Annotated in this window: 21 protein-coding genes; 12 read left to right on the top strand and 9 right to left on the bottom strand. The window is 61.1% G+C overall.

The genetic code is table 11. The features are described from left to right. Positions 1-47: 47 nt before the first annotated feature. Complete coding sequence (locus OS035_RS02025; RefSeq protein WP_097624062.1) at positions 48-1031, top strand: DUF4424 domain-containing protein; 984 nt, start codon at positions 48-50, stop codon at positions 1029-1031. A gap of 219 nt (positions 1032-1250) precedes the next feature. Next, entirely contained in the window at positions 1251-3188 is a 1938-nt protein-coding gene (locus OS035_RS02020) for a methyl-accepting chemotaxis protein (protein WP_331813318.1), read from the top strand. 282 nt (positions 3189-3470) lie between these two features. Here the strand turns inward: OS035_RS02020 and dxs are convergent, their stop codons facing one another. Then, on the bottom strand, positions 3471-5387 hold the full coding sequence (gene dxs, locus OS035_RS02015) for a 1-deoxy-D-xylulose-5-phosphate synthase (protein WP_183777280.1): 1917 nt from the start codon (positions 5385-5387) through the stop codon (positions 3471-3473). Positions 5388-5673: 286 nt separating this feature from the next. Between dxs and OS035_RS02010 the strand changes: the two genes are divergently transcribed. Beyond that, positions 5674-7653 (top strand): phospholipase D-like domain-containing protein, encoded by a 1980-nt coding sequence (locus tag OS035_RS02010; RefSeq protein WP_331813317.1) that lies wholly within the window; start codon positions 5674-5676, stop codon positions 7651-7653. Between the two features lie 43 nt (positions 7654-7696). On the opposite strand, the gene OS035_RS02005 is transcribed toward OS035_RS02010, so the two are convergent. From OS035_RS02005 to OS035_RS01990, 4 genes are all read right to left on the bottom strand, one after another. Beyond that, positions 7697-8620: a pirin family protein gene (locus OS035_RS02005; RefSeq protein ID WP_183777282.1), complete on the bottom strand. Its 924-nt coding sequence runs from the start codon at positions 8618-8620 to the stop codon at positions 7697-7699. Positions 8621-8736: 116 nt separating this feature from the next. Beyond that, complete coding sequence (locus tag OS035_RS02000) at positions 8737-9504, bottom strand: SDR family NAD(P)-dependent oxidoreductase (RefSeq protein ID WP_183777283.1); 768 nt, start codon at positions 9502-9504, stop codon at positions 8737-8739. A gap of 88 nt (positions 9505-9592) precedes the next feature. Continuing rightward, positions 9593-9844 carry an exodeoxyribonuclease VII small subunit gene (locus OS035_RS01995; RefSeq protein ID WP_003545921.1) on the bottom strand — a complete coding sequence of 84 codons (252 nt, stop codon included), beginning with the start codon at positions 9842-9844 and terminating at the stop codon, positions 9593-9595. Positions 9845-9846: 2 nt separating this feature from the next. After that, positions 9847-10782, bottom strand: coding sequence for a histone deacetylase family protein (locus tag OS035_RS01990; protein ID WP_097624068.1), 936 nt, complete (start codon positions 10780-10782; stop codon positions 9847-9849). A gap of 188 nt (positions 10783-10970) precedes the next feature. Between OS035_RS01990 and OS035_RS01985 the strand changes: the two genes are divergently transcribed. Both OS035_RS01985 and OS035_RS01980 read left to right on the top strand, forming a co-directional pair. Then, complete coding sequence (locus tag OS035_RS01985) at positions 10971-11372, top strand: acyl-CoA thioesterase (protein ID WP_097624069.1); 402 nt, start codon at positions 10971-10973, stop codon at positions 11370-11372. A 12-nt stretch (positions 11373-11384) separates the two neighbouring features. After that, complete coding sequence (locus tag OS035_RS01980; RefSeq protein ID WP_131711366.1) at positions 11385-11804, top strand: hypothetical protein; 420 nt, start codon at positions 11385-11387, stop codon at positions 11802-11804. A 149-nt stretch (positions 11805-11953) separates the two neighbouring features. Here OS035_RS01980 and OS035_RS01975 read toward each other — a convergent pair whose 3' ends face one another. Further along, complete coding sequence (locus OS035_RS01975) at positions 11954-12604, bottom strand: GntR family transcriptional regulator (RefSeq protein WP_097624070.1); 651 nt, start codon at positions 12602-12604, stop codon at positions 11954-11956. A 161-nt stretch (positions 12605-12765) separates the two neighbouring features. On the opposite strand from OS035_RS01975, the gene OS035_RS01970 reads away from it, so the two are divergent. The 4 genes from OS035_RS01970 to OS035_RS01955 all read left to right on the top strand — a co-directional run bounded on the left by OS035_RS01970 (position 12766) and on the right by OS035_RS01955 (position 18524). Continuing rightward, positions 12766-14190 (top strand): malonyl-CoA decarboxylase, encoded by a 1425-nt coding sequence (locus tag OS035_RS01970; protein WP_183777284.1) that lies wholly within the window; start codon positions 12766-12768, stop codon positions 14188-14190. After that, the gene (locus OS035_RS01965) at positions 14187-15701 is read left to right on the top strand and encodes a malonate--CoA ligase (protein WP_183777285.1); all 1515 of its coding nucleotides are present in this window, start codon (positions 14187-14189) and stop codon (positions 15699-15701) included. Before OS035_RS01970 ends, OS035_RS01965 begins: the two co-directional genes overlap by 4 nt. A 93-nt stretch (positions 15702-15794) precedes the next feature. Continuing rightward, positions 15795-17144, top strand: a complete 1350-nt coding sequence (locus OS035_RS01960) for an SLC13 family permease (RefSeq protein WP_331813316.1) — start codon at positions 15795-15797, stop codon at positions 17142-17144. Between the two features lie 276 nt (positions 17145-17420). Beyond that, complete coding sequence (locus tag OS035_RS01955; RefSeq protein ID WP_183852488.1) at positions 17421-18524, top strand: helix-turn-helix transcriptional regulator; 1104 nt, start codon at positions 17421-17423, stop codon at positions 18522-18524. A gap of 188 nt (positions 18525-18712) precedes the next feature. Here OS035_RS01955 and OS035_RS01950 read toward each other — a convergent pair whose 3' ends face one another. Continuing rightward, positions 18713-19723 carry a PAS domain-containing protein gene (locus OS035_RS01950; protein WP_183852486.1) on the bottom strand — a complete coding sequence of 337 codons (1011 nt, stop codon included), beginning with the start codon at positions 19721-19723 and terminating at the stop codon, positions 18713-18715. A 494-nt stretch (positions 19724-20217) separates the two neighbouring features. Here OS035_RS01950 and OS035_RS01945 point away from each other — a divergent pair, with 494 nt between their 5' ends. Continuing rightward, positions 20218-22089 carry a methyl-accepting chemotaxis protein gene (locus OS035_RS01945; RefSeq protein WP_331813315.1) on the top strand — a complete coding sequence of 624 codons (1872 nt, stop codon included), beginning with the start codon at positions 20218-20220 and terminating at the stop codon, positions 22087-22089. Positions 22090-22262: 173 nt separating this feature from the next. Here OS035_RS01945 and OS035_RS01940 read toward each other — a convergent pair whose 3' ends face one another. Both OS035_RS01940 and OS035_RS01935 read right to left on the bottom strand, forming a co-directional pair. Further along, entirely contained in the window at positions 22263-22880 is a 618-nt protein-coding gene (locus OS035_RS01940) for a 2'-5' RNA ligase family protein (protein WP_183777287.1), read from the bottom strand. Positions 22881-23046: 166 nt separating this feature from the next. After that, positions 23047-23433, bottom strand: a complete 387-nt coding sequence (locus OS035_RS01935; protein WP_131711368.1) for an ectoine synthase — start codon at positions 23431-23433, stop codon at positions 23047-23049. Between the two features lie 198 nt (positions 23434-23631). On the opposite strand from OS035_RS01935, the gene OS035_RS01930 reads away from it, so the two are divergent. Both OS035_RS01930 and OS035_RS01925 read left to right on the top strand, forming a co-directional pair. Continuing rightward, entirely contained in the window at positions 23632-24525 is an 894-nt protein-coding gene (locus OS035_RS01930) for a LysR substrate-binding domain-containing protein (protein ID WP_183777288.1), read from the top strand. Positions 24526-24777: 252 nt separating this feature from the next. Continuing rightward, positions 24778-26343: a methionine--tRNA ligase gene (locus OS035_RS01925; protein WP_331813314.1), complete on the top strand. Its 1566-nt coding sequence runs from the start codon at positions 24778-24780 to the stop codon at positions 26341-26343. The last annotated feature ends 65 nt before the right edge of the window (positions 26344-26408 follow it).

The raw sequence follows: 26408 nt of genomic DNA, 5'->3' as shown, positions 1-26408 counted from the left end.
ATCCTGCCGCGGCGATTACGGGGCGGCCGCAGGCACGGGGGTGTTTTATGCTGAAGCTCTTCACTCTTCTTGTCGCGGCAGGGATCGCATCGCCGGCGCTGGCAAACGATACCATGGCCGAGGTCAAGACCGGCGGGCTGATCTTTGCCCAATCCGACGATGTCAGCATGGTGCAAGAGGATCTCTTCATTTCCGCTTCTGAGGTGCGGGTCGATTACGTGTTCGAGAACACGTCCGACAAGGATGTCGAAAGCCTGGTCGCCTTCCCGATGCCCGATATATCGGGTCAGATGGACAACAACTCCGCCATCGCAGATTATGACAGCGACAATTTCCTGCATTTCTCCACCGTGCAGGACGGCAAGCCGATCACCGCCAAGCTGCAGCAGCGTGTCGTCTCGCTCGGCATCGACGTCACCGACGAACTTGCCAAAAATAACATTCCGGTCCTGCCCTACAGCGACAAGACCCGCGACGCGCTCGCCAAACTTCCCCAGACCATCCGGAAGGATTGGATCGCCCGCGGCCTGATCTATCCGATGGCAGAGGCCGATCTGGTGCCGCTCTGGACGCTGCGCTCGACCTATTGGTGGCGCACCACTTTTCCCGCGAAGAAGAAAGTGAGCGTCGAGCACCGCTACCAGCCAGCCGTCGGCGGCACCGTCGCCATCAGCTTTCTCGAAAACGGCCAGCCGAAGGGCGAGCGCTTCGAGGAATATTCCCGCAAATACTGCCTGGACGCAGACTTCGTCCGGGTCGCGCAGCAGCGTGCCGCGGAAGCCGAGACGAATGGCGCCAACTACACCGAAAGCTGGATCTCCTATGTACTGTCGACCGGCGCCAACTGGGCGGGGCCGATCCGGCGCTTCCAGCTGACGATCGACAAGGGCAAGCCCGGCAGCCTCATCAGCTTCTGCGGCAGCAATGTCGAGAAGATCGGCCCGACGACCTTCCGGATGACAGCAGAGGATTTCGATCCCGCCAAGGACTTCGACATTCTGATCCTCAATCCGCCGGAAACGGCACAATAATCCGCAGGCTCCGCCGCTGTTGCGCCGCACAAATTTAAACAAATTTAAAGCCTGCCCATATAGGTTCAGCGCGATTGCAGCGGTTCATCTGAACTGCTCGGCGCCATGAAGGCGCAAGCGTTTCCACGCCGATCATGTTTTCAGCTTCAAACATCCCGGCGGTTGCGTCTCACGCGACCTGCCTCTCGCCGCGTCGACTGTCGTCAGGAGAAATCACCGATGTCCGCCAAAAACATATCCTTGAACGGTAAGCTTGCGGCCACGTTCGCAGCCCTCATTCTCATTTTCGTCGCCATTTCCGCTTTTGTTTATTCCAAGGCGACGGCGTCTGCGGCTGCTTCTGCCGAGCAGGAAAAGTCCGAGCTGCTCGTTAACCAGATCGACGATGCGCTGCAGGCAATGCTCGAGCAGGCCGTCAATCTGCGCGGCTTCATCCTCTTCCGCAGCGACAGCACCTATGGCGATGTCTTTGCCAACCGCGAGCGCATGCTGAAGGCGATTGCCGCCGCCAAGCAGACAGCGGCCGGCGAGCCGCAGCTGGTCGAGATGATCGACGGCATGCAGAAGGCAGCCGACCTCTATTTCCATGAACTGGCCGAGCCGCAGACCAAGGCGCGCAAGGAATCCGACATGCCGATCGAAGAGGTCGTCAAGATCGGCGTCAACGCCACCAAGGGCCAGCTCGACGGGTTCCGCCAGGCCTCGGCGAAGATCAAGGCCAGCGCCCGCGAAAAATCCGAAGCGCTTGCTGAAATTCGCGCCGATGCCAACAGCGATCTGAAGACGACGCTGCTGGCCGGCGGTATCGTCGCCTCGTTTGCCGCCGCCGTGCTCGCCTGGCTGATGTCGCGCACCATCGTCCACCCGATCGTCGGCATGACGAGCGCCATGGATCGCCTCGCCGGCGGTGAAAACGATATCGAGGTCCCGGCAACCGACCGCGGCGACGAAGTCGGCCGCATGGCCCAGTCTGTGCTGGTCTTCAAGCAGGCGGCGATCGAGAAGCTGCGGCTTGCCGGCGAGACCGACCGCATGCGCGGCGACGCCGAACGCCAGCGCCGGGCAAGCGACGAGCAGAAGGCCCGCGAGGAAGGCGAGATCCGCCATGCCATCGACGCGCTGGCCGGCGGCCTCGCCGAGCTTGCCAATGGCGATATGGCCGGCCGTATCCAGACGCCGTTCGCGCCGCAATATGACAGCCTGCGCAATGACTTCAACCATGCCGTTGAAAAGCTGCAGGCGGCCCTGCAATCGGTCGGCCGCAACGCCTCGGCGATCAATGCCGGCGCCGGCGAAATCCGCTCGGCCGCCGACGATCTTGCCCACCGCACCGAACAGCAGGCCGCCGCCGTCGAACAGACCGCCGCAGCCCTCGAGCAGGTGACGACGACCGTCCGCGACAGCGCCAAGCGCGCCGAGGACGCCGGCAATCTCGTCGAGCGCACCCGCCTTGGCGCCGAAAAATCCGGCGAAGTCGTCCGCAGGGCGGTCTCCGCCATGCAGCAGATCGAAAAGTCGTCGGGTGAAATCTCCAACATCATCGGCGTCATCGACGACATCGCCTTCCAGACCAACCTCTTGGCCCTGAACGCCGGCGTCGAAGCCGCCCGCGCCGGCGATGCCGGCAAGGGCTTTGCCGTCGTTGCCCAGGAAGTGCGCGAGCTTGCGCAGCGCTCGGCCAAGGCAGCGAAAGAGATCAAGGCGCTGATCACCACATCGGGCGAACAGGTCGTTGCCGGCGTTTCGCTTGTCGGCGAGACCGGCAAGGCCCTGGAAGCAATCGTCGCCGAGGTGCAGGAGATCAACCACCACGTCAGCGCGATCGTCACCGCCACCCGCGAACAGTCGATCGGCCTGCAGGAGATCAACACCGCCGTCAACAACATGGACCAGGGCACCCAGCAGAACGCCGCCATGGTCGAGGAGCAGACGGCGGCAAGCCATGCGCTCGCCCAGGAGGCAAACGCGTTGGACGAATTGTTGCACCAGTTCAAGCTCGGCCAGACGAGGCCGGATGCAGCACCGCGCGCGGCCGTTGCGAACGCCCGCCCGGTCGCTTCTCCGGCCCGCGCGCTCGCCAACAAGGTCACCAAGGCCTTCGGCGGCCGGCAAGCGGCTGCTGCGGTCGCGGTTCAGGAAGACTGGACGGAGTTCTGAGAGGGCGCTTTCCTGGAAGGGAAGAATGTCAAGTGAAGACGGCGGCGCGGTAGTGCCGCCTTTTTTTATGGGAATAAGCTTCTGTTAGGTCTGTCCGACCTCGCGGCCCCCTCATCCGCCCTACGGGCACCTTCTCGCCGAGGGGAGAAGAGGGAGTCGAGACATCGCCGCAAATCTCTTCTCCCCAGCGGGGTCCGAAGGGCGGGTTGAGACCAGTGGCTCAACCCCGGTCGGTGCCGGCGGGCGGATGAGGGCGCCGCACGGCACACCCTCACAATTCACCTATCCCGCAACCCCGACCGCAACACCGCGCCCAAGCGCCCGGAACACCGTGGAAACAATCCCGGCGCGATCCAACCCGGCATGGGCGTTCATCGCTTCCGGCTTTGCCTGCTCCATCCAGATATCGGGCATGACGAGCGAGCGGATCTTCAGGCCGTTGTCGAGCAGGCCCTCGCTCGAGAGATATTGCATCACCTGGCTGCCGAAGCCGCCGACCGAGCCTTCCTCGACGGTGATGACCATTTCGTGGTGGCGGGCCAGCTGGCGGATCAGGTCGTGGTCGAGCGGCTTGGCGAAGCGTGCATCGGCAACCGTCGTCGAAAGGCCGGCGGCATCGAGATCTTCGGCGGCAAGCAGACAATCGGCAAGCCGGGTGCCGAAGGAAAGCAGCGCCACCTTGGTGCCTTCCTTGACGATGCGGCCCTTGCCGATCTGCAGGATTTCGCCGCGCACCGGCATGTCGACGCCGACACCTTCGCCGCGCGGATAACGGAACGAGATCGGCCCGGCATCATAGGCGACAGCGGTGCGCACCATATGCTTGAGTTCGGCCTCGTCGGCCGCCGCCATCACCACGAAGCCGGGCAGGGTGGTGAGGAAGGCGGTGTCGAAGGAGCCGGCATGCGTCGGCCCGTCGGCGCCGACGAAGCCGGCGCGGTCGATCGGAAAACGCACCGGCAGTCCCTGGATCGCCACGTCGTGAACGACCTGGTCGTAGGCGCGCTGCAGGAAGGTGGAATAGAGCGCCGCGAACGGCTTGTAACCCTCAGCCGCAAGGCCGGCGGCGAAGGTCACGGCATGCTGCTCGGCGATGCCGACATCGAAACAGCGCGACGGAAAGGCTTCGGCGAGCTTGTCGAGGCCGGTGCCGTTCGGCATGGCGGCGGTGATGCCGACGATCTTGTCGTCGAGGGCGGCTTCCTGCACCAGCGCTTCGGCAAAGACGCTAGTATAGCTCGGCGCATTCGGCTTGACCCTGGCCTGGGCGCCGGTGATGACGTCGAACTTGTTGACGCCGTGATATTTGTCGGCAGCAGCTTCTGCCGGCGGATAACCCTTGCCCTTCTGGGTGACCACATGGATCAGCACCGGTCCGCGCGCATTGTCGCGCACATTGCGCAGCACCGGCAGCAGATGGTCGAAGGAATGCCCGTCGATCGGCCCGATATGATAGAAGCCCATCTCCTCGAACATTGTGCCGCCGGTGACGTAGCCGCGGGCATGCTCGACGGCGCGGGTGATGGCGCGATCGATGTTCTTGCCGAGATAGGCCGTCAGCTTCTTGCCGAAGTCGCGGAAGCCCATATAGGTGCGGCCCGAGGCGAGGCGGGCGAGATAGGCGCTCATCGCGCCCGTCGGCGGCGCAATCGACATGTCGTTGTCGTTGAGGATGACGATGAGCCGCGCATCGAGCGCGCCGGCATTGTTCAGCGCCTCATAGGCCATGCCGGCCGACATCGCCCCGTCGCCGATGACGGCGATGACGCGCCGGTCGTTCTTGTCGAGATCGGCGGCGATCGCCATGCCGAGGCCGGCCGAGATCGAGGTCGAGGAATGCGCCGCCCCGAAGGGGTCGTATTCGCTCTCGGCCCGGCGGGTGAAGCCGGAAAGCCCGTCTTCCTGGCGCAGCGTGCGGATGCGGTCGCGCCGGCCGGTGAGGATCTTGTGCGGATAACACTGATGGCCGACATCGAAGATCAGCCGATCGTCAGGCGTGTCGAAGACGCTGTGAATGGCGATCGTCAGCTCGACGACGCCGAGACCGGCTCCGAGATGACCACCGGTGCGCGACACCGCATCGATCATTTCGTCCCGCACTTCGCGGGCAAGCTGCGGCAGGTCGCGATCCTCCAGCTTGCGCAGGTCGGCGGGGTAGGTGACCTGATCGAGCAGGGGGGTCTTCGGCAGTTGTGTCACGGGCGGGCGCTCTTTCTTACTTTTCCTTGTACCGCTTTATTCGATTAGAACGAGGCAAAACAAGTGATTTTCAGGAACCGAAGGTTTTCACCTTAGAGCATGGCGGAAAAATGTGTGAGCGGTTTCGGGAGATATCACATTCTATTTCTGCGCGTTGCATTCGCCTGATCCTGGCCGGTTCCGCCCTGTTTTTCCGAACGGTGGCCGAACGCGCGAAGGGCCGGCGAGCAGCTTGAATATGACACGGAATGGTAGCAGAGTTGCCGCGCTCACTGGGAGACGGGCCATGGGAACGATTGTCGCAGCGCATGCCTATGTGAACAACGAGGTCGCCTATGTGGCCTGGCACATAGACGCCAAGATCGATGGATGCCTCGGGTTCGAAGTCGTTCGCGTCTATCTCGACGAACAGGGAAACGCGTCGAAAAGACCCGATGGCAGCGATGACCGAGTGACGTGCGCCGCCTGGGTCGCCTTCAAGGGACAGCGCAATCCGCATTGGTTGCCGCAGACGACATCGCTCTGGCCAGTGCAGAAGCTCTCCTGGCGCGACCTGACGCTGCGCAAGCGGCGCAATGAAATGCGGCGGCGGCCGGACGAGGTGCGGGTGCGCTACGAGATCCGTCCGCTCGGCGATCTGAAGCCGGGCATGGCGGCTGCCCCCGACCCGACGCCTCAGCTTGTCGAGATCAACAAGCGCGACGCCAACGGCAGGCCGATCAAGAAGGCCGACGGCACCTTCGAGAAAATCTCCGTCAAGGCCTATGACGGTCCTCCGCGGCCGCTCGGTTATCTCGGACCGGCGGTCGCCTCCAACCCCGTCCATGTGACGCGCAAGCGCGGCCAGTTCGAGTCGACCTTCACCAATGGTATTCTCGCCGCCCAGTGGTTGCGCAACGTCCTTCTCGAAGACGGGATGAAACAGCCGAATGAGCTGATCGACATGATTTCCAATCCGTCGAACGGCATCCGCAAATATCTTGCCGGCGATGTCATTCCGATGCTCAGGGAATTCATGAGTACACCGGGCCGTTTCCTCGTCGCGCTTTACGAGCTGGAGGACGAGGAACTGCTGGAGCTGCTGCTTGCCAACAAGAACAGGCTGCGCATCATCCTCGCCAATACCGGAAAGGTCGGGGATGCCTGGGATGTGCGCAATACGCCTGCGCGCAAGGCATTGATCGATGCGGGCGTCGAGATACACCACCGGATGTTCAACAATTCGAGCCAGATCGGCCACAACAAATTTGTCGTGCACCTACCGGCGGATGACGCTCCGCGCAGCGTTTTCACCGGCAGCACCAACTGGACGGCCACCGGACTTGCCGGCCAGTCCAACAACGCCTTGATCGTCAGGAACGATGCGGTCGCCGCGGCCTATGTCGGTTATTGGGATCGGATGCTGGAAGACAATAAGACGCTGGAAGCGCCCGTCGAATTCGATGACGGCATGCCCGACAACCAGCAGAGCAAGGAATTCCGCCGCTCCAACGAGACGCCGTCCATTATACCCACAGTCAACGGGGCTTCGCTTGAAACCTGGTTCTCGCCGAACATGCAAAGCCGCAGAAAAGGCAAGGCAATTCCGCCCGACCTTCGCGAGGTCTATCGCCTGATGCGCCGTGCCGAGCATGCGGTGCTCTTTCTTGCCTTCTATCCCGGTCAGTCGGGCCGGGATTGCATCGTCGGCGAGGCGATCGATATCGGCCTGAAGGATCAGAAGCTGATCGTCACCGGCGCCGTTTCCAGCCCGCAGGCCATGCCCAATTACGTCCCCGGCAAGGACAACGATCCCGACGATCCGGATGACGATGAAGAGGGTGTTTCGCCCCATACTTTCGACGAGGCCAATGTATCGATCGTTCGGGCGTCGCGCATCGAAGACCGCCAGTTGCTGGCGGATTTCGGTGCGGAGGAACTGACGGCCAAGAAGGTGGGCGCCATCATTCACGACAAGGTGCTGGTGATCGATCCCCTGTCGGACGAATGCGTCGTCGTCCTCGGCAGCCACAATCTCGGCTTCAAGGCCTCCTATGCCAATGACGAAAACATGCTGATCGTCAAAGGCGACCGGGCGCTGGCCGAAGCCTATGCCGTCCACATCCTCGACGTCTATGACCACTATCGCTTCCGCGCCGTCGAGGCTGAATTGAAGCGCCAGGGCAAGAAGGGCTGGTCGGGCTTTCTCAACGTCGACGACAGCTGGCAGGATGGCTATATCAACCGCACGAAGGGCGCACTGACGCGGTATTTCGCGGCGGGTTGAAATTCGGGGACAGGTGACCGGCGGCGGCCGATCATTGCCGCCGTCAGCCTTCCGGCAAAGGCACGAATTCCTCTTCGTCGCCGGGAACGATATCGAAGCGGCCGCTGCGCCATTCCTCTTTGGCTTTTTCGATCCGCTCCTTCGAGGAGGAAACGAAATTCCACCAGATGTAACGTTTCGAATTCAGCGCCGCGCCGCCGAACAGCATCAGGTGGCAGCCGTCGCTGCCGGCTTCGAGCGTGATCGGATCGCCGGGCCGAAAGACCAGCAGCTGATCGGCGGCGAAGCGGTCGCCTGAGATGACGACCTCGCCGGAGAGCACGTAGACGGCGCGCTCTTCATGCGCTGCGCCGAAAGGAAATTTGGCGCCCGGCTGCAGGTCGAGATCGACATAGAGCGTGTCGGAGAAAACCCCGACAGGCGATGTCATGCCTTCGAACGAGCCGATAACCACGCGCCCGCGCACGCCTGGAGTCTCGATCAGCGGCATTTCAGACTTTTCCGTATGAGCGAAGGAAGGATCGATTTCCTCCTTGTCGTCGGGCAGCGCCAGCCAGGTCTGCAGGCCCGACATCAGCAGCGGATGGCCGCGCAGATTGTCGGGCGTGCGCTCGGAATGCACGATGCCGCGCCCTGCCGTCATCAGGTTGATATCGCCCGGACGGATGACCTTTTCGGTGCCGAGGCTGTCGCGATGGCGGATCTCGCCGTCGAAGAGATAGGTAACCGTCGACAGCCCGATATGCGGATGCGGCTTCACATCAAGCGCCTCGTTGGGCTTCAGGATCGCCGGCCCCATGCGGTCGAAGAAGATGAACGGCCCGACCAGCCGTCGCTGCCGCGTCGGCAGCGCCCGCCGCACCTGGAAGCCGCCGATATCGCTGGTGCGCGGAATGATCAGATTCTCGATCGCATCACAGGCGAAGGCATCGCCGGGCAGCGGATCTTTACCGGGAAAGAAGGACATGATGGAACTCTCCGATCTGAGGCGCCGTTGCAGCAGTTTGAATGATGCAGCTTTGCACTGCCCACAGATAGCGCTTGGAGCGCCGCGCGTCCAATCACGCGCTGAGCCGGCCCGTCTCAGATTGCCGTAAAGCCGTTGTCGACGAACAGATGGGCGCCGTTGACGAAATTCGACTCGTCGCTGGCGAGGTAAAGGGCGGCCCGCGCCACGTCTTCGGGCTCGCCGATCCGACCCTGTTGCGCGGCGATGGCGGCATCGGAGACGTCGACGCCGAGCGCCTGCAGGTCGGCCACCTCGCGCAGGCCGTGCGGCGTGCGGATGAAGCCGGGGCAGACGGCGTTGCAGCGGATGTTGCGGTCGCGGAATTCCACGGCGATGGCGCGGGCAAACATATGCACGGCGCCCTTGGTCGTGTCGTAAAGCACTTCCATCGGCGTGGCGGCGACCGCCGAGATCGACGAGGTGCAGACGATCGACCCGCCGCCCGCGGCAATCATCTTCGGCAGCACCGCCTTGGTCATCAGGAACATCGAACGCACATTGACGGCGTGCAGCCAGTCCCATTCCTGAAGCGTCGTTTCCAGGAAGGGTTTGATGACGATGGTGCCGGCATGGTTGAAAAGTACGGTGACGGCGCCGTAGCGTTCCTCGACGCCAGCGACGGCTGAATTGACCGCAGCTTCATCGGAGACGTCGGCCGTCCAGCAGTCGGCCTCGCCGCCGGCATCACGGATCTGCTTGACGGTCTCGGCCGCAGCTTCTCCATTGCGGTCGATGATCGCGACACGCGCGCCTTCCGCCGCAAACAGCTTCGAGGCGGCACCGCCCATGCCGGTCGCGCCGCCTGAGATGATGGCGACCTTGCCCTTCAATCTGTCCGTCATGTTTCCGTCCCCTCATGATATTGGAAGGGGATCATAGATCGGCCGCGAGCCGATCGCCAAGCGCCAAAAGGCAGCTTTGCTCTGACCCTCAGGCCCCGTCGAGCGGTTCGACGCCCTGCGGCTTGCCGGCGCGGTCGAGCCTGATCTTCTCGATGCGGTTTTCGGCGGCCGAAAGCAGCGTCTCGCAATGTTTCTTCAGCGCTTCGCCGCGCTCATAGATCTCGATAGATTCATCCAGCGCCACGTCGCCGCGTTCCAGCCGGGCGACGATGCTTTCGAGTTCGGCGACCGCCTTTTCGAAGGAAAGGCCGGATACCTCCGGCTTGGCGCTGTCAGTCATTCTCAACCCTTCATCATTCGCAGAATATGCATGCCCGCCGATTCGGCGAGCCCCTCGAGATCATAACCGCCTTCGAGCAGGCTGACGACCCGGTTCTTCGCGTGCCGGTCGGCCAGTTCGAGCACGCGGCCGGTTGCCCAGTCGAAATCCTCGCCCGTCAGGTTGATCTGCGCCAGAGGGTCGCGGTGATGCGCGTCGAAGCCGGCGGAGATGATGATGAGATCCGGCCTGAAATCGGCAACGGCCGGCAGCACGCGCGATTTGAACGCCTCGCGGAAATGGTCGCTGCCGACATTCGGCGAAAGCGGCGCATTGACGATGGTGTTGTGCTTGCCCTTCTCGTCCTTGGCGCCGCTGCCGGGATAAAGCGGCATCTGATGCGTCGAGCAGAACAGCACCGAGGGGTCGTCCCAGAAGATATCCTGGGTGCCGTTGCCGTGGTGCACATCCCAGTCAATGATGGCGACGCGCTCGGCGCCATGCCGCTTCTGCGCATGGCGGGCGGCAATCGCCGCATTGTTGAAGAAGCAAAAGCCCATCGCCGTCATCTTCTCGGCATGGTGGCCCGGCGGACGGGCGGCGACGAACACATTGTCGGCGGCGCCGGAAAAGACGTCGTCCACCGCCGCCATCGCACCGCCGATGCCGGTCAGCGCCGCCTGCAGGCTTTTGGGACTGGCATAGGTATCGGCTTCGAGCTGGTTGATCCGGTCCTCTTCCTCAGGAATTTCCCGCATCACGGCTTTGAGATGTTCCTCCGGATGCGCCAGCAGCACCGCATCCGCGCTCGCTTCAGGCGCCTGCCGGCGCTCCAGCCGCTCGAAATTCGGATGTTCGAGCGCGACATTGATGGCGCGGATCCTGTCCGATCGCTCCGGATGACCAGTGGGCGTCACATGTTCCAGAAAGATCGGATGCTCATAAAGACGGGTGCTCATGGAGACACTCTATCGGTCGCTTATGTCATGTTCCACAGCAGATGGGGCATCGCCCGACGATTTCAACAAGCGCGCCTGCGCCCCATCTCGTCGCCGCCGGCATTATAAATTCCTGTCATCTCAGCGGTTTACTTCGAAAAACCCCGTGCTACTGTCGTCAACGGGGAATTTTGTAGGCAGAGTTGTTGATGAGTCAGTCGAAACGCCCGGGTGTAACGGAAATACATGTGCCGTTTCGCGATGTCGATATGACCGGCCAGATGTTTCTGGCCTCCTATATTTCCTATGCCGAGTCCGTCATTGCGAGCTTCTGGTTAGCGCGGCCCGAGGTCGAGGACGAACCGGTCTATATCGCCAGCAAGATTACCTGCGTTCTCCACCGCCCGCTGCATTACGACGAGCCGGCCCTTTTTACCGCCGCCGTCGACAAGATCGGCGTGCGTTCCATCGGCTTCATCGTCTCGATCGATACGGGGGAGGAACGCGCCGCCGAGGTGGAGATCATCTGGCAGGCCCGCAGCGGCGAGGATCAGCAGCCGGTGTCTTTGCCGGAGGAGACGCGGGACTGGCTTTATGGGTTCTTGGATTAGAGGAGCCATTCGGTGACGCGACTTTCAATGCTCGCAACTGGCCTGTTGCTTGTGTCCGTCAGCGCTGCTTGGAGCGATGATGAGCCCCGTCCCTACCAAGGTCCTCTTTTCTTCAATGGCGAGGGTTACGTCAGCACGCGTTTTATTAGCGCAATCGCACCACTAGGTGACGGTTCTCCCATCTATGCAGGTGCCAAGCCGGGGGGCGGAACGGTACTCGCAGTGCTGCACTCAGAGCCAGGTCCAGGAGTTCGTGCCGTTCACGTTGTTCCGAATGAGGACATCGTGGTAGTGGTGATCGCGCCGAAGCGCACCGGTCTTATAGGATGGAAAGGCTGGATCAAATTTACGGTTGTGACCGAAGGCTTTCCTGATGGAAACGAGGTTTCCCGGACGTTTCCAGCCGCCATCCAAAAAGTCGACAGCAATTGAACCGATCCCGGAGTTGGTCCAGCGCTGATCTCTGAAGGCGACTGGGTGAGCCGGAGATCCGGGCAGAGTTAAATAAGGGATCGGTAGCGGCCCTATCTTGCGTGAGGAACAGAAAACCAACGCGATCCGGCTTATGTCACGCCCTCCGGTCATCTCGCCGCCATGCTGGCGACCAGATCGCTGAACCTCTCTCCCTGAATGCCGACATGCGTGCGCAGCAGGCGGCGGGCTTCATCTCCATCGCCGGCGAAGATCGCATCGACGATGGCGCAATGTTCCGAGAAAGAGGTCGACAGGCGATTGCGCACCCGCAATTGGAGACGGCGATAGGGGCGCAGGCGCCGATGCAATTGCACGCATTGCTCCTGCAGGAAATCGCTTCGGCTTGCGGCGTAGATGGCCTTATGGAATTCCTCATTGTCGTAGTAGTAGGCATCGCTGTCGCCGGCGCCGGCGGACTGCTCGCAGCGGCCGTGGGTGGCGGTGATCGCTTCCCGGGAGGTCTTGTCCAACCGGCGTGCGGCGAGCGCTCCAGCTAGGCCCTCGAGCTCCGCCATCACCTCGAACATCTCGTAAATGCGGTGCGGCCCCGGATCGATCACGACAGCGCCCCGGCGCGGCCGGATTTCTATCAGGCCGATCGCGTCTAGCTGCATCAAGGCTTCGCGCACCGGCGTTCGCGACACGCCGAACCGATTGGCAAGCACGGTTTCATCCAGCCGTTCGCCGGGGGCGAATTCGTAGGAAAGTATTGCATTTTCAATCTCATCCCGGAGCCACCGGCCGACATTCTCGGACATTTTTTCGCATCCTTCATACATAAATGCCATTCTTGTATACACGATTGTTGACTTCGTGTACGAAGAATGACAGTCTACATACTACAGACCAAGCCCTTCGATGGGAAGCAGAGGTCCAAGGCGCGCATAATGTGGCGGGCCTGCAGAGAGGGGAGAATGACATGCCTGAAGCTTCTTTCTTCACCGACATGCTGCAAAGCATCACCGATCACGGACGCCAGCTTCTGTTTTCCGGCTCGCGCAATACCCAGGCTGCGGCCAAAGCCGATCTGCAGACTCTCTGCGAGATGCTGTTGTCGAGCCGGGGTGAAGCATCAGGCATCGCCCTTGCGGCCGAGATACTCGATCGCTGGGGCGCGCTCGAAAGCGCGGGCGCGCAGCAATTCTTCCATATGCTTCACGAAACGTTCGGGCCCGACACGGTGAGGCTCGACCAGGCGATGGAAAATTACCGCGCTGACAAAAGCTCTGCCGCCGTCATCGCGCTCCATCAGGCCGCGGAGCCGCGGCGCCAGGAGCTCCTGCGCCGGTTGAATCATGCGCCGAACGGCACCGCCAGGCTGGTCCGTATGCGTCAGCAGCTGCTTGCCTCCAAGGACCGGTCCGAAGCCTATCACGCGCTCGATGCTGACTTCACGCATCTGTTCGGCTCCTGGTTCAATCGCGGCTTTCTGACGCTGCGGCCGATCGACTGGTCGACGCCGGCAAACATCCTCGAAAAGATTATCAAATACGAGGCCGTGCATGAGATCGCCAGCTGGGAGGAGTTGCGCCGCCGTCTGGCGCCGGCCGACCGTCGATGCTTTGCCTTTTTCCATCCCCGATTGGCCGACGAACCGCTCGTGTTCGTCGAGGTGGCGCTCACCCGATCCTTGCCGAATGCGATCGCCGATGTACTCGACGAGGGGAGGGAGCAGATCAATGCCGATGAGGCGACGACGGCTGTCTTCTATTCGATCTCCAACTGCCAGGATGGCTTGCGCGGAATCTCGTTCGGCAATTTCCTGATCAAGCAGGTCGTGGAAGACCTGCGGCGAGACCTGCCAGGCCTGAAGAATTTCGTCACGCTGTCGCCTGTCCCGGGCTTCGCCCGTTGGCTTGCCAAGGCGCGCGATCCGGCCGGCGCCCGGTCCTTGTCCAAAGCGGCCCTGGAAACGCTGAGCCTGCTGGACGACCCGAACTGGCCCGACAAGGAGAAGAGCAGCGCCGAATTGGAGCGCGTGTTGCTGCCGCTTGCGGCGCGCTACTTCCTGACCGAACGGACGCCGGAGGGCCGCCCGGTCGATCCGGTGGCCCGCTTCCATCTCGGCAACGGTGCTCGGCTTGAAAGAGTGAATTTTCTCGGCGACCGATCGCCGAAGGCAGTCCGGCAGGCGCATGGCCTGATGGTCAACTACCTCTATAAGCTCGACGACATCGTGGCCAACCACGAGGCCTTAGCGCAGCGCGGCGAAGTGATCGCCTCGCCAGCCGTCAAAAGCCTGCTCAACCAGAGCGACGAAGGCCGTCGCGGCGGCAACGGCCAGCAAGGCTCTCGAGCCTTCGCACAGATCATGAACTCAACGCTTGGAGGAGGGCGAAAGTGAGCAACCATCTTTTCGACGCCATGCGGGCCGCCGCACCCGATGACGCACCGTTCATTCGGATTGGCAGCGCTCAGACTTGGACCTATGGCGATGCCTTTGCTCTTTCCGGCCGCCTCGCCGGCGCCATGGACACGCTCGGCATTCGCCCCGGCGATCGGGTTGCGGTGCAAGTCGAGAAAAGCGCCGAGGCATTGATCCTTTACCTCGCCTGTCTTCGAAGCGGCGCGGTCTACCTGCCGCTCAATACCGCCTATACGCTGGCCGAGCTCGATTACTTCATCGGCGACGCCGAGCCGCGTCTGGTGGTCGTTGCCTCGGCTGCGCGGGAGGGCGTGGAGAAAATCGCCAAGCATTACGGCGCGATCGTCGAAACGCTCGACGCTGACGGCAGCGGCTCGTTGCTCGATCTGGCGCGTGACGAGCCGGCCGACTTTGTCGACGCTTCGCGCTCCGCCGATGATCTGGCCGCGATCCTCTACACCTCGGGAACGACGGGACGCTCCAAGGGGGCGATGCTCACGCATGGGAACCTGCTTTCGAACGCTCTGACCTTGCGCGACTATTGGCGCGTCACCCCCGATGACCGGCTGATCCACGCCTTGCCGATCTTCCACACGCACGGGCTGTTCGTTGCCACCAACGTCACGCTGCTCGCCGGCGCCTCGATGTTCCTGCTGTCGAAGTTCGACGCCGACGAGGTCGTTTCACTGATGCCGCAGGCAACCATGCTGATGGGCGTGCCGACCTTCTATGTTCGCCTCCTGCAAAGCCCGCACTTCGGTAAAGAGGCGGCAGCCAGCATCCGCCTGTTCATATCAGGCTCGGCGCCGCTGCTTGCAGAAACGCACACCCAGTTCCAGGCGCGGACCGGCCACGCGATTCTCGAGCGCTACGGCATGACGGAAACCAACATGAACACCTCCAACCCCTATGAGGAGAAGCGGATCGCCGGGACGGTCGGCTTGCCGCTGCCTGATGTGACGGTGCGCGTCACCGATCCCGCCACGGGACAAGTGCTGCCGCCTGAACAAACCGGCATGATCGAGATCAAGGGGCCGAACGTCTTCAAGGGTTATTGGCGCATGCCGGAAAAAACCGCGGCCGAATTTACCGCGGACGGCTTCTTCATCAGCGGCGACCTCGGTAAGATCGACCGGGACGGTTATGTGCACATCGTCGGCCGCGGCAAGGATCTGGTGATTTCGGGGGGATACAATATCTATCCGAAAGAGGTCGAGAGCGAGATCGACCAGATCGAGGGCGTCGTCGAGAGCGCTGTGATCGGCGTGCCGCATCCCGATTTCGGAGAGGGCGTAACAGCAGTCGTCGTATGCAGACCCGACGCCGGCCTGGATGAAAAGACCATTGTCCGCGCCCTCCAGGATCGCCTCGCGCGCTATAAGCAGCCCAAACGCATCATCTTCGCCGAGGACTTGCCGCGCAACACAATGGGCAAGGTTCAGAAGAACATCCTGCGGCAGCAATACGCCGATCTCTACACAGGGACGTAAGACGGCCGCCCTCTGGGAGGAGGGCGCGTCGGTATCCGCATCAATATTGCAAACAGCAGCGACGGCGCCGGAGGCGTCGGAGGGAGGGGAATCATGGGTATTGAAATTCTGGCCATAGGCCTGCTGGTCGCCATGTTCATCGTTGCGACGATCCAGCCGATCAACATGGGCGCGCTCGCCTTTGCCGGCGCCTTCGTGCTTGGCTCGATGACCATCGGCATGAAAACCACCGACATTTTTGCCGGCTTTCCGAGCGATCTGTTCCTGACGCTCGTCGCCGTCACCTACCTCTTCGCCATCGCGCAGATCAACGGCACCATCGATTGGCTGGTCGAATGCGCCGTCCGCCTGGTGCGTGGACACATAGGCTTGATCCCCTGGGTGATGTTCCTCGTCGCCGCCGTCATTACCGGCTTCGGCGCTCTTGGGCCTGCCGCGGTCGCGATTCTTGCGCCCGTCGCGCTGAGCTTTGCCATCCAGTACCGCATTCACCCCGTCATGATGGGCCTGATGGTGATCCACGGCGCGCAAGCGGGCGGTTTTTCGCCGATCAGCATCTATGGCGGCATCACCAACCAGATCGTCGCCAAGGCCGGCCTGCCTTTCGCGCCGACCTCCCTGTTTCTCTCCAGCTTTTTCTTCAACCTGGCGATCGCGGTGCTGGTCTTCTTCGTTTTCGGGGGCGCAAAGGTCATGCGGCAGATACCCGCATCGTCCTTTGGCCCTTTGCCCGAACTGCATCCCGAGGGCGTGTCGGCGTCGATCAGAGGTCACGGCGGCACGCCGGCAAAACCCATCCGGGAGCATGCCTACGGTACGGCGGCCGATACCGCCGCGACGCTGCGCCTGAACAATGAGAGAATTACCACCCTGATCGGCCTGACGGCGCTCGGCATCGGCGCCCTGGTTTTCAAGTTCAATGTCGGCCTCGTCGCCATGACCGTCGCCGTCGCTCTCGCGCTGCTATCCCCGAAAACGCAGAAGGCGGCAATCGACAAGGTCAGCTGGTCGACCGTGCTGCTGATTGCCGGCATCATCACTTATGTCGGCGTCATGGAGAAGGCCGGCACGGTCGATTACGTGGCGAATGGCATATCCAGTCTCGGCATGCCGCTGCTGGTGGCGCTGCTGCTTTGCTTTACCGGCGCCATCGTCTCGGCCTTTGCATCCTCGACCGCGCTGCTCGGCGCGATCATCCCGCTTGCCGTTCCGTTCCTCATGCAGGGACATGTCAGTGCCATCGGCGTGGTCGCCGCCATCGCGATCTCAACGACGATCGTCGATACCAGCCCGTTCTCCACCAATGGCGCGCTTGTGGTCGCCAATGCCCCGGATGACAGTCGAGAGCAGGTGCTCAGGCAACTGCTGATCTACAGCGCGCTGATTGCCATCATCGGCCCGATCGTCGCTTGGCTGGTTTTCGTCGTGCCGGGGCTGGTTTGACGACGGGCAGCCGCAGCCATTGCTTGACGCCGCGGGGCATCGCCCGCGGCGTCAAAATGTCCATGCCGCGCGCGGGCATTCCCAGTTCCATGCGTTTCCCGGCTGGAAGGCGCCAGTCGCCAAATGTAACGACGGTCGAAGATGAAGCATGCTTCGGTTGTAGTATTGCGCAGCCGGCAGCTACCGGATTTGAACGCGCGAATTCCGTTGCATTTCCGAATTCAACGCTATTGATTATTCGAAGATGCTTTCATTCGCTGAAGTTGAAAATCGATCATGGTTCAATCGACTGACGTCTCATCTCACTTGACGGATTTGATTTATGGAAGTCTCTTCGGCGAGTGCAGCTGGCAGGATTTCCTCGATCGCGTTGCGCAAACGTCGCCGGGCGGCAAGGCCGCGCTGCATTACCACGATCTGACCTCGTCGGTTGCCCATGTTCCCTTCATGTCGGGCTTTTCGCAGGCCGAGGTTGACCAGTTCAGCAGCCACTTTGCCGCGGTCAATCCTTGGATCCCCAGATTGGGTCTCGTGCCCGTCGGCCAGGGCCTGTGCGGCGACGAGATCTTTCCGCGCGAAGAGCTGATCAAATCGGAATTTTACAACGACTGGCTGAAGCGACAGGCCGGATGCGAAACGAGTGTGGGTGTTTCCATCATTCGCGAGGAAGACCGCACCTTCATCTTGTCGACCTCGACATCTTCGGCCGACCCCGATCTCAACAGGGAAGCGGCCCAACGCTACACGATCCTCGCGCCGCATCTGAAGAGGGCGTTCGATTTCATTCGCAAGCGCGATCTGTTTGCGCCGCACGAACACGTAACCCAAACCCTGTTCGACAGCATCGGGGTCGGCCTGATCTATGTTTCGGAGCAAGGGAAAGTCCGTCGCTGGAATAATAGCGCGGAGGCCTTGATGGAAGCCGGCCTGCCGGTGCGGATCACCGCAGATGGCAAGCTCGGACTGCAATGCCAGAAGTCGGCTGCCGTTCTTGAATTCCTGACCTCCCGAAACGGTATGCAGACCAAACCGCACACGGCAATCGTCAACGGCAGGGACCAGGATAACTACCGCCTCACGCTCGTCCGGCTTCAGTCCGATGCGTTTACCGAGTTTCTGGAGGGGCCGACCGTGGCGCTCATTGCCGAGCCGATGCTGGCGAGCCCCCTCAGGGAGCGGCGCGATTTGCTGATGCAGCTCTACAAGCTGACCGCAACCGAAGTCCGGATCGCATCGAGCATCGCATCGGGTCATTCCGCAAGGGAAGTGGCGATCGCCGACGAGATCAGTTACGAGACCGTCAGAACTCATCTGCGGAACATCTATTCCAAGCTCGGGGTCAACTCCCAGGCCGGCCTGGTGTCGCTGCTGATGCGTTGATTGGTATCGGCTGGCTGGAACTGTTGGGCTACCGCTTATCGCGTTTCATGCTTTTGAGGCCGATGGCGCCCCAAGCTGCCATCTCGTGAGACGATAGTCGCTATCCCCGAGTTGCCATTGGTTCCGGTTAAACTGAAATCTTCGGTCGCGGCAGCGGTTCGGCGGCATGATTGCGATACCGAAACCGCTTACCTCTTGGCTGCGAATGTCACCGTTACAACATCCTTTGGTTCAGACAGGAATGTAATGCCATGGATCTCCAGCGTTTCGCGCGCCCGCTCGACGTTTTCAGCTTTGACCGAGTGAGCATCCGCTTCCATACGTCGTATTGTGGAAAAGGAAATGCCCGATCGCTCTGCCAGTTCCTGAGCCGTCCAACCGAGCATTGCGCGCGCGGCCCTGATGTGAACTTCGCAGACCGCATTCTGCAGATTGGGTTTCGCGGGAATATCCTCAACCAACTTGGAGACGCCGTGCCATTCAACGATCTCGCCATCGTTATCGAGTAGGGGAACCGCCGTATTTTCGAAACGCTGAAAAACGCCGTCATGCCGTCGGACACGAACGGAGAGATCCAGTTTATACTTGCCCTCAATCGCTCCCTGCCAAGTCGTGCGGAAATGTTGCCGATCGTCAGGATGAACCGCTGCAAGCCTGTCGTAATCCCTGAGCTGCTCCGCCGTCTGACCGGTGAAGCGCATCCAGTTGGTATAGTCGAGCAGCTTACCCTGACTGTCGGCGCGCCAGAACTCGCCACCCACAAGCTTACGCAACGACGCATTGGCCGCGGCGGCGCGGTTGTGTGCAATTTGCGCCTTGTGATCATTGGTTACGTCCTGAACGACACCGTGGAGGATGGCCAGCCGGCCACTGCGGTCATATTGGCGGTCAAATCTGCTTTCGAGCCAAATAAGATGCCCGTCGGGCCGGATGACGCGAAAGCGGCGCGAGGACAGTTGGTTCGCATGTGCCAACTCTACAATTTCTTCGTGCGCTAGACGGTCGTCGGGATGCACAAGGGATTCATAGAGGTCGAAACTTGCCGCAACGGCTTTTGGATCGAGTCCGACGAGACGATAGAGCCCGTCCGACCACGTCAGTTCCCGCGTGATCAGATCATAGGTCCAGGTTCCCGCTCCGAGGAATACCTCAATCAGTTGCGCTCGTTTTTCAGGTGTTTTTGCATTCCGGAGTGGCATTGCCGCGCGCATCCTCTTTTGGCGAGCCCAGAGCCGTCTTTTACGGCCTTCGGAAGGCAGTGAAGACGACATATATCAATTTGAGCAAGATTTCGCCAAGTGAGCAGATATTCGCAGCTTAATGAGCATTAATTGCTCAAAGTCTCTGATGTGAGCAATTATTGTTCATTAGAAATATGTTGGCTGGCTGCCGCGTTCTTACTGACGAGTTACTCGCTAGCGCTAATCTATACTTCAAACGTGGAAGCTCAGGAATTCGGGATCGGATCGCGAATTCCAGAATATTGCCGGTGAATGATCGTGGTGGCCGTCGAAATCGCAATGCTCCTACTGCCCGCAAAATCTGCGCCGCAGGCAAATATTCGTCTCCTCCTTTCGTCGTCAAACTTGCCAACAAGTTCCTGGCGCAAAGCAACTCCAGATACTTTGCAGGTTCCACGACCAAGCTTTCCACTCCTGTGTAACTCCTCCCCAACAAAACAAAGGTCGCCGCTGTGCCAAATCTATCTGTCTCCCGCCTCATCATGCTGTTTGGAATCATCGTTACGGCAGGCTTGATCCTGGCTGTTGGTCTGCAGACTAAGGCCTTCGAGGAGTTAAGGGTCAGGGGTCCGGTCTATAACGGCCTCGTCGAAGGCAAGGATCTGGTTGCCGATATCCTGCCGCCGCCAATTTTCGTCGTCGAAGCCTATATGCTGGCGACGGAGGGTGCGGTGCATACCGAGCTGTTGCATCCCAATCTCGGCCGCATTGTCGAGCTTCACAAGGGATACCTGGATCGCAAGGCATTCTGGGCAAAGGCCGACCTTCCCGCGGAAGTCCGCGACAGGCTGTCGGGTGTCTACAGCTCGGCGGACGTCTTCTGGGACGAGGTAGAGCGCACCTATGCCTCTGCCGTCTCCCAAGAGGACGAACACGCCGTTCACGCAGCGCTTGATCACCTGAAGGACGCGTTTCATGCGCATGAAGCGCAGGTCAATGTTCTGGCGCAGCTTAGCAATGTCTGGTTGGCAAAGTCAGAGACCGCCGCTGAGGCCGCCGGCGTTCGGGCGAGGACGCTTGCGCTGTCGGGCAGCGCGGTTTCGGTTGCACTCTTTCTGCTTGGCCTGTGGTTCGTCCGCAGTCGCGCCATCAGGCCGCTCTTCGCGATTGCCGACAACATGCAGGAGCTTGCAGGCGGCGACTACACGAAATCTGTGCCGTTCCTGTCGCGAAAGGATGAAATCGGCGTGATCGCGGGCGCCGTGGAAGTCTTCCGCCATGCCGGTATGGAGCGTCAGCGCTTGCAGCAGGAAATGGATGACAGCCGCGCCGTCGCGCAACGCGACGCAGCCGAACGCAGCCGCCTGCAGGCGCAGCAGGCAGAATTGCTGCAGCAAGTCGTTCAGACACTCGGCGCGGGCCTCGGTCGACTGGCGGACTGCAATATCCGTACCACGATCGATGAACCCTTTGCCGCCGACTTTGAACCGCTGCGGCACGACTTCAACAATTCGATTGCCACCTTCCAGGCCACGCTCGAACAGGTACTGGCCAAGACCGGACATCTCTCGGCCTCGGCGCAGGAGATGCGCGGTGCCGCAGACAATCTTGCACGTCGCACCGAACAGCAGGCCGCAGCGCTCGAGCAGACGTCCGCATCCCTCGAAGAGGTATCGTCAACGGTGCGTTCTTCGGCCGAACGCACAGCCGAAACCCGCGACCTCGTTCGCGAAGCCAAGGACTGCGCCACCGCCTCCAGCCAGGTGGTGGGCGAAGCCGTCCAGGCAATGAAACGAATCGCGGACGCCTCAGGCCAAATCAGCCAGATCATCAATGTCATCGACCAGATCGCCTTCCAGACCAATCTGTTGGCGCTTAATGCCGGCGTCGAGGCGGCGCGAGCCGGAGATGCAGGCAAGGGCTTTGCAGTCGTGGCACAGGAAGTGCGCGAGCTTGCCCAGCGCTCGGCAAGTGCAGCCAAGGAGATCACTGCGCTGATCCGCAACTCGACCGATGAGGTCGCCTCGGGCGTTCAACTCGTCGACGAAACGGGCAAGGCACTTTCAAAAATCGCTAGCTACGTCACCGAAATCGACGCCAAAGTCGATGCGATCACCACTGCCTCACGCGAACAGTCGATCGGCCTACAGGAAATCAGCGGCGCAGTGAATTCAATCGATCAGATGACGCAGCAGAATGCGGCGATGGTCGAAGAGAGTACGGCGATCGGCCACTCCCTCGCAGTAGATTCCCAAATGCTCACCGAACTGGTTGGCCGTTTTAAACTCAATCGTCGCACCCAGGTCCGCGAGCCGGACGCAGCCTGGGCACGCAGACCAGGCGAGGAGTCGGCGAGAGCCCCCAGACTGGCAGCCGTTCGCTAGTGTGTCAGACGGTTTGGAACCGACAGAACCCAACCTGCGGCGGAGCCTGCCGCCGCAGGCCTCCTGTATGAAGAACGAGATGCAATGCAGCCGCGCGCTGAGCCGGCTCGGCTTGGTGCTGCCGCTCATGCGCTGATTGCCATCAGCCGGCTGGAGCCGGTGGGCTAACCATTTTAGCATTCCGCGCTTTTGCCGCGGAGGGCCGGTTCGCTGAGGATATTGATATCGACGTTTGGATAAACGTGCTCTTCCAGCAAGGTGAGGGATCCAGCTCGCATTCCCATGGGTAAACAGCCTGCGTCGAAACTTACCGCCGGCACCGGCTCTTGGGCGAAAAACCTGAACAGCGTTATATGCGCTATGCGGGGCGGGGTCGGACGCCACTGTTCGAAGCAGACGGCCTGTGAAATGGCCGAGCGAAGTCTGTGCAATTCCGCGGGCTCCTCGGCTTTTACGAAGATAGCCGCTTCCGAAGCCGCCACCTCGTGAAAATGAACGTCGAAGGGTGGGGTCTCGTCGATCAGTCTCTCGACAATCTCCGTCCATTGTTCCCCGTTCCGCTTCCAGACCTCCTCGTTCGGAATGCCGAATTGGGCTGCCGCATTAACGAGGGTGACGACCGTCATGTGCAGGCTTGTGGCCGGGACGCGTGAGAGGGACGCGGCGCTGTCTCGCTCGATGCTGTCTTGCAAGAGGCAGAGTTTTGACAGCGCCTCGCGATCGGGAAGGAACTGCAGGTGAAACGCGCAGCACCGCTTGAACCACAGCGTATCAACCTTCGTGCGGATCACTGGCAGCACCCTTCCACCCAACCGGGGCACGCCGCACCGAGAGCGTGCAATTCCGATCCTTGCTATCACATCGCCAAACTGTTCGCCAAGGACGGGCGACCCGGCCGGAGATCGGCAGATGATGAAGATCTTGAGCCGCTCAGGAATCCCCGCCGCGTCGCTCGGCTCAGTATTCGGAACCGCTACTGTTGTTCAGATCGTGACGTTCCGTCCCTTTCAAAGGCGGATTGAAGACACTGACGAGAATGAGGTCCTTGTCCTTCCCGCCCCGCAAATAGTGGCGATCATGTTTATCGAGGACGTAGATGTCGCCGACGCGGATCGGAAACACGTTGCCGTCCATATCCTCGACCTCGCCTTCTCCCTGGATGCAATAGCAGGCCTCCAGGTGGTTGCGGTATTGCAGCAGAGCTTGCGTGTTGGCGCGAACGACCGTGTGGCAGACCGTGAACCCCATCCCGTCATCATTCGTCAGCAGGCGATGGCTCGTGCCATTGCCCCAATCGACGAAGCGCTCGGTCTGCTCCACGTCTTTCAGGCTTCTCACAAACATGTTGTTCTCCTCGAAAATGGCGGAGATAGCTCGATCTCCATGATCCATTAGGCCCTGAAATCCACGCCTGCTTCAAATGATCTAAATTGAGAAAACTGTTAGAATAATTTACATGTTTCGCCCGAATTTGATGTAGATGCCCGAATTTGATGTAGATAAAGGAGCCTATCCTGGCTCTCATGTGAGGAATTCAAACAGATGCAGCTGCCGCCGCTGAACGCATTGAGGGCCTTCGAAGCGACCGCTCGGCTCATGAGCCTCTCAAAGGCCGGAGACGAGCTGCATGTGACCCACGCCGCGATCAGCCACCAGATCAAGCATCTGGAGACGTGGCTGGGGCGCAAGCTGCTCCAAAAATCCGGACGCGGCGTGGCGCTGACGCCAGCGGGTGCCGAATATTATCTTGCCGTCTCCGGCTCATTGGCAGCCATCGCCCATGCAACCGGCAACATGCGCAGAGACCACAATATGCGTTCGATCACGGTCGGCTGCATTCCTTCGATCGCGTCGCGCTGGCTGGTTCCGGCACTGCCGTCGTTCCGGGAGAGCGATCCCGATCTCGACGTCAGGATCGTTTACGCCAGAGCCGAGGAACGCTTCGATGACGAAAGCCTGGATGTTCTCATCACCATGGGGGAAGACCTGTCGGGAGGACGGGAGAGCCGTCTGCTTTTCTCCCGGCGCAACCAGCCGGTGGCGAGCGTCCACTATCTGGCAAAGCGGAATTGGACGATCGGGAACGTGCCCTTTGCCACGGCCGACCTGCTGCACGACGAATCCGTCGACGGCTGGAAAGAATGGTTCCGGAAGACTGAGATAAAGGCGCCCGAGCCGGTTCGCGGGCCGATATTTCAGGACTTCAACATCCTTGCCACGGCGGTGATCGCCGGGCATGGGGTGGCATTATGCCCGGTCGAAGTGTTTCGGCGAGAGATCGATCGCGGCGACCTCGTCGTGCTTTCGGACATCTCGACCGCCGAGACCCAGGGATATTACCTGATCACCAGTTCCTGGGCGAAAAAGCCGGTGCGTCGTTTTACGGAGTGGTTCACGAAGGAATGCCGATCCGCCGGCTCACCGATCATTGAATAAGCTCCGCCAAGGCGGGCGCTCAACGGGAGGGCAAAGCGCGCCGGCCCAAACAGCGCGCTTGTTCGAAACCACGCTTGATGCTAGAAAAATGGTATGGACAACAACGTGATCAGCACTTTCGTGATGATGATGCCGCGCTCATAGCGTGGCGGGTTTCGTGCGTCCATAATGCACCAGCAACCGCCCTCGAGGCGGTTTTTTCATGGGTCGATCCGTCTCGCCGGCAATAACAGCCTTCGAAAGGAAACACCGATGAACAAGGCGGATATCTATATCACCACTTCCATCCCCTATGTGAATGCCGCGCCGCATGTGGGTTTTGCCCTGGAACTCGTCCAGGCCGATGCCTATGCCCGTCATCTCAGGCTCCTCGGCCATGACGTCAGGTTCCAGTGCGGGACCGATGACAACAGCCTGAAGAATGTCAGGGCCGCGGAAGCCGCGGGACTGCAGGTGAGGGACTTCGTCAATGCCAACGCCGACAGGTTCGAGCGCCTTGGCGGCCGGCTCGATATCTCCAACCAGGAATTCGTCTGCACCTCCCGTGATCCAAGGCATGTCGCCTGTGTCCACGCCTTATGGCGGGCCTGCGCTGACACCGGCGACTTCTATCGCAAGGCCTATGAGGGCCTCTACTGCGTCGGCTGCGAGCAATTCTACGAGCCATCGGAACTCGATGACGGGCGCTGCCCGGAACATGGGATCGCTCTTGAGATCGTCCGTGAGGAGAACTGGTTCTTCCGTCTATCCCGATATGGCGGCAAACTCCGTGAACTCGTCGAAACTGGTGAGCTTCGCATCGTTCCAGCCCATCGGCGCAACGAGGTCCTTGCCCTGCTGCGGCGTGGCCTGACCGACATCAGCGTGTCGCGCAGCGCCGAACGGGCGCGAGGCTGGGGCGTTCCGGTTCCCGATGGGGGTGGCCCCGAAGCAGGTGACGTCGTCTATGTCTGGTTCGACGCCCTGGCGAACTATCATACAGGTCTGGGGCACGGATCCGATCAGGTGCTCCAGCAGCGCTATTGGAATCGCGGAGAAAGCATCCACGTCGTCGGCAAGGGCATCTCCAAGTTCCACGCCATCTACTGGCCGGCCATCCTGCTGTCCGCCGGCCTGCCGCCGCCGTCGTCGATCCTGGTGCACGGCTATGTCACGGTGGACGGCAGGAAGATCGGCAAGTCGGCCGGCAACGGCATTGATCCCGAAGGCATCATCGACGCCTACGGAACGCCGGACGCGCTGCGATATTACCTGCTCCGGCATATACGCTCGGGAGACGACGGCGATTTCTCGGGCGAGCGTCTCGAAGCCGCATGGGCGGGAGAGCTCGCAGGCCAGCTCGGCAATCTCGCCAACCGGGTGCTTACCCTTTTATATCAGTCGTTCGGCGGCATCGTACCGCCCGTACCGGAGAGCGAGTTCGTGCAGAAAGCTTACCGCCTTCCGGGCAAGGTGGCGGAGGCCTTCGATGCCTACGAGCTGCATGTCGGCCTCGCTGATATTTTCGAGTTTGTCGGTGAGGCGAACCGGCGATTTACAAAAGGTGCACCATGGGCTGATGCGAAAGCGCTGCTTGGCGATCCCGCTCCGGAGGATCGCAAGGTGACCGCCGAACGTCTTGGCGCTTGCCTGGCGGAGCAGGTCTGCGGCCTTGCGATCGTTGCCCGCTGCCTGCTCCCGTTGCTGCCGGGCTCGGCCGCAACGCTGCACTCCAGGCTGGGAATACCGTCTCCTCGGCTCTATCGGGATCCGCTGATCGTGGCTGGGGCCAAGGCTGCCCCGCAAGCCGTGCTCTTCCCACAAAGAGCGGTAGCTTGAATCATCCCGGGGCCGGATACCCTGCGCTGCAGCGACAGCAGCGCAGGGTCGGGAGGGCGGTGACA

This window comes from Rhizobium sp. 268 (assembly GCF_036571585.1).
In the GTDB taxonomy this organism is placed as follows: domain Bacteria; phylum Pseudomonadota; class Alphaproteobacteria; order Rhizobiales; family Rhizobiaceae; genus Rhizobium; species Rhizobium redzepovicii.
Note: the sequence above shows the minus strand (reverse complement) of the source record. Positions and strands in the feature narration are given on the sequence as shown.

Excerpts from the sequence above, each read along its gene's own strand:
- OS035_RS01975 (WP_097624070.1), bottom strand. The coding sequence starts at position 12,604 with ATGTCCGAGAATGTCGGCCGGTGGCTCCGGGATGAGATTGAAAATGCA.
- OS035_RS01995 (WP_003545921.1), bottom strand. The coding sequence starts at position 9,844 with ATGACTGACAGCGCCAAGCCGGAGGTATCCGGCCTTTCCTTCGAAAAG.
- OS035_RS01955 (WP_183852488.1), top strand. The coding sequence starts at position 17,421 with ATGGTTCAATCGACTGACGTCTCATCTCACTTGACGGATTTGATTTAT.
- OS035_RS02020 (WP_331813318.1), top strand. The coding sequence starts at position 1,251 with ATGTCCGCCAAAAACATATCCTTGAACGGTAAGCTTGCGGCCACGTTC.
- OS035_RS01960 (WP_331813316.1), top strand. The coding sequence starts at position 15,795 with ATGGGTATTGAAATTCTGGCCATAGGCCTGCTGGTCGCCATGTTCATC.
- OS035_RS01935 (WP_131711368.1), bottom strand. The coding sequence starts at position 23,433 with ATGTTTGTGAGAAGCCTGAAAGACGTGGAGCAGACCGAGCGCTTCGTC.
- OS035_RS02005 (WP_183777282.1), bottom strand. The coding sequence starts at position 8,620 with ATGTCCTTCTTTCCCGGTAAAGATCCGCTGCCCGGCGATGCCTTCGCC.
- OS035_RS01990 (WP_097624068.1), bottom strand. The coding sequence starts at position 10,782 with ATGAGCACCCGTCTTTATGAGCATCCGATCTTTCTGGAACATGTGACG.
- OS035_RS01925 (WP_331813314.1), top strand. The coding sequence starts at position 24,778 with ATGAACAAGGCGGATATCTATATCACCACTTCCATCCCCTATGTGAAT.
- OS035_RS02010 (WP_331813317.1), top strand. The coding sequence starts at position 5,674 with ATGGGAACGATTGTCGCAGCGCATGCCTATGTGAACAACGAGGTCGCC.
- OS035_RS01930 (WP_183777288.1), top strand. The coding sequence starts at position 23,632 with ATGCAGCTGCCGCCGCTGAACGCATTGAGGGCCTTCGAAGCGACCGCT.
- OS035_RS02025 (WP_097624062.1), top strand. The coding sequence starts at position 48 with ATGCTGAAGCTCTTCACTCTTCTTGTCGCGGCAGGGATCGCATCGCCG.
- OS035_RS02000 (WP_183777283.1), bottom strand. The coding sequence starts at position 9,504 with ATGACGGACAGATTGAAGGGCAAGGTCGCCATCATCTCAGGCGGCGCG.
- OS035_RS01970 (WP_183777284.1), top strand. The coding sequence starts at position 12,766 with ATGCCTGAAGCTTCTTTCTTCACCGACATGCTGCAAAGCATCACCGAT.
- OS035_RS01950 (WP_183852486.1), bottom strand. The coding sequence starts at position 19,723 with ATGCCACTCCGGAATGCAAAAACACCTGAAAAACGAGCGCAACTGATT.
- OS035_RS01985 (WP_097624069.1), top strand. The coding sequence starts at position 10,971 with ATGAGTCAGTCGAAACGCCCGGGTGTAACGGAAATACATGTGCCGTTT.